General features: G+C 61.5%; 3 protein-coding genes. All 3 read right to left on the minus strand.

Annotated features, from left to right (window positions below; genetic code table 11):
* Positions 1-249 precede the first annotated feature (249 nt).
* Positions 250-1,644, minus strand: a complete 1,395-nt coding sequence (locus EV641_RS29035) for an IS1380 family transposase (protein WP_132476966.1) — start codon at positions 1,642-1,644, stop codon at positions 250-252.
* A 97-nt stretch (positions 1,645-1,741) separates the two neighbouring features.
* The gene (locus tag EV641_RS29040; protein WP_132476967.1) at positions 1,742-2,383 is read right to left on the minus strand and encodes an AAA family ATPase; all 642 of its coding nucleotides are present in this window, start codon (positions 2,381-2,383) and stop codon (positions 1,742-1,744) included.
* A gap of 35 nt (positions 2,384-2,418) precedes the next feature.
* Positions 2,419-2,611: hypothetical protein (locus tag EV641_RS29600; protein WP_206752024.1), on the minus strand; the 193-nt coding region annotated here is incomplete at its 5' end.

A 2,611-nucleotide genomic window follows, 5' to 3' on the forward strand; every position in this document is an offset into this window, starting at 1 on the left:
TGTGGAGGCGGGCATGGCGTTCCTTGCAGATGTGAGCGTCAGAACTTCCATTTTCACGTGAGCGCTGTGCCCGCACTCGCATCCGTATTCTCCGGTGTGTCACCATGCAAAACCCCAGGTCATCCGCATGTTAGAAGACTTTGACGGCACCCTGGGCCACGGCCGGCTACCCGACACAGCCGGGTGACGTCGGGGTCCACGGCCCCGAGAATGGCTTCCCTTCGTCTCGATCGGACAAGTAAGTACTGGTCACGCAGGTGCAGGAAGTGCTGCGAGTCTGTTCAGGGCGGCAACGAGGACATCGACTCCGGGAGCTGTGGCGGCCAGACGCAGATGAACACGGCGGGCATGCCGAGCGACGCGACCTGCGATCGACAACAACCGCAGCCGCAGTCGTTTCGGCTCCCACCGCCGTGCCGTGACATCGGTCAGGGCGAGCATCTGCATCCACGCGATGAGCTCGCACGCGAGTTGCACGATCGCCAACCAGATCCTGTTCTGATCGAACCCGTGCAACGGAAGGTTCTGTAGCCCTGTGACTTTTGCCGCCCGGATCCGATCCTCGCACCGAGCCCGCCGCCGGTGCCGCAACTCCAGATCGGACAACTGCCCGAGGCGGGTGTTGGTCACGAACGCAGTCAGGCGCAGGCCGTCGCGGTCGGTGAACCGCAACTGGGCTCCCGGATGCGCTCTTTCCTTCCGGACGATCACCCGCATGCCTTTCGGCCAGGTCGACAGATCGAGCAGATCGGTGATCTCTGTGACCCACGCGCCATCGCGGACCTGCCCGTCGGCGTCGTAGGCCGGGGTCCACGCCTGGTCCGGGACCAGATCGATCGCCTCGGCGTGGGTGGTGGTCAACCCGAATCCGACCGAATACGACAGGCGTCGCTTGGTGAGGTACTCGATCAACGTGTGGGTGCCGCCGGCCCCGTCGATCCGTACCAGTACCTTCTTCCCGACCCGGTATGCCGGGTCGAACGGCAACTGAGCCAGCGCCTCGGCAATGACGGTGACGTGGTCGGATGCGGTGTTGGAGCCGGCGTTGCCGGGACGCAGCAGCATCGCGACGGGTTCACCGGTGCCGTCCTGGCCGTGGTCGACGAACGCGCACAGTGGATGGAACCCGAAGCCGCGCTTGAATGTCGGTGCAGCGGATTCCTTCTCGGAGTGGGCGGTGACCAGGGTGGCGTCGATGTCGAGGATCAGCGGATGCTGCTCGTCGATGTCGTGGTCGGGAGCCGATGCACCGGCGGTGGTCCAGGCGTGGGAGCGGGCGGCGGCGCGGGCACGTCCGATCGCGGCCAGCGCGGTGTCGGCGTCGCCGGACAACGTGGTGATCAGACGGGAGACGGTGGGGTCCGAGGCGACCTGCCCGAAGAGTTCGGGGTGGGCTCGGAGTTGTGCGATGTCGGCGAGGCAGTCCCCGCCGATCGCCAACGCCGTGGCGAGATCGAGGACGATCTTGCCGGGATCGTGGTAGGCCAGCGGCTTTCGATACGGTGCGAGTTCGGTCGTCAAGGCTGCACTGAGTCCGGTTTTCTCCGCGATGCGCAGCAGTAGTACTGCTCCGGCGTGGGACACGACGCCGGTTCCGGTGGCCGATGCGGACACGTGGGGGTAGGGGGACGTAGACTTGCTCACCGGAATGGTGCTCCTCGAACTCGGACTGATTCAACCTTCGCAAGTCGAATTATCCCAGTTCAGGGCACCATTCTTCGTGTTTGACACGGGTTTCCACTCAATCAGCATGAATGCCCGAGGCTAACAGCATCGGGGAGTGAGTCGCAACGACAACTTGACAACGTTGATGCTCGACGAGTTCAGTTAATCTCGCAATTACTCCTAGGCAGGCATGAGGTGATAGTGCAGCCTCGGGCTCATCCATGAAATAGAGACCGTCGGCGTGGAATCTGTGTTGCATCAAATCTACGAACGACTCGCCGTGTGAGCGTGCGTGCGGGGACACCCCGCCAAGGGCAGCTATTTGATCGAAGCTGAGTCGCTCCGTCTCGGTCGCTACGTTGTAGTAAGTTTCGGCTCGCAGAAAAAATCTGCTGCGCGGCTTTTCCATACCCCAAACAAGACTGAGGTATTGCGATAACGAAGATTCGCTCGATCGAGTTGCAAATCGGTAGTTTTGACTCCCGCCCTCGGCATTCATTCCGGCGGCGACTGCCAAGGCTTCGAGCAGAGTTGACTTCCCGGTGCCGTTTTCACCGACCAGGAAGGTCAACCCGCTGCGTAGAGGCAAACCCCCCGTCTCGTATAGGTGTTTCACGACCGGTAAACGGAATGGGTAAGAATCAGAATCGGGAGGGTTCTCGATTCGAAAGTGTCGAATGAAGCGCGATTTTTCCGACACTTGCCGAAAATGATCCATACCCGCCGATCCCTTACCGGAGCTTCACTGACGAATTACCGAGCCCAAATAGGTGGAGGAGTTTCGCCGAAGTACCAGGCTCCCACCGTGCCAGAGTAATACGGAGCGCAGAACATGATGGTCGGGTTGATGAACAGGGTGCCGTAGTTGTTGACTTCCGGGGCTGCGGCCTGGAGTTTCATGCGCTCAAGACCAGGTCGACCGCGTGATGAGGGTTGGCCGCCAGTC

Origin of the sequence: Rhodococcus sp. SMB37 (assembly GCF_004345605.1) — a bacterium.
GTDB lineage: Bacteria > Actinomycetota > Actinomycetes > Mycobacteriales > Mycobacteriaceae > Rhodococcus.

Excerpts from the sequence above, each read along its gene's own strand:
- EV641_RS29040 (WP_132476967.1), bottom strand. The coding sequence starts at position 2,383 with ATGGATCATTTTCGGCAAGTGTCGGAAAAATCGCGCTTCATTCGACAC.